This is a genomic window from Escherichia sp. KCJ4928, assembly GCF_004352695.1.
Taxonomy (GTDB): Bacteria; Pseudomonadota; Gammaproteobacteria; order Enterobacterales; family Enterobacteriaceae; genus ECMA0423.
In genome coordinates, this window is record NZ_SJWV01000730.1 from 1 (window position 1) to 280 (window position 280).

Here is a 280-nt window from a genome sequence, read left to right on the forward strand (position 1 = left end):
AGAGCGTGCCGTCTCTACAGAGAACATGCTGAACAGCGAGTTCAGGAAGCTCGAAGCGTCTGTAGACAGGGAACTGAACTTAAACGGGCAGAAAATCAGAGACGCTATCAGCGCACACACAGCAGCGCTGAAAGAACAACTGGAGACGCTGAGCAGTGCCGTGAACGCGCAGTTCAGCGCCACAGAGAACGAACTGGCCCGGCGGCAGGAAGAGCTGCTCTGGAAGCTGGTCAAAGGGCGGATACTGTACCCGTCGCTGACGGCGCTTTGCGTCACGGGC

The 280-nt window shown here is 57.9% G+C and carries 1 protein-coding gene; it reads left to right on the forward strand.

Translation table 11 applies throughout. The annotated features are described in order from the left end of the window. The coding region (locus E0D98_RS26475) for an MbeB family mobilization protein (RefSeq protein ID WP_240723795.1) at positions 1-280 on the forward strand (280 nt) is incomplete at both ends.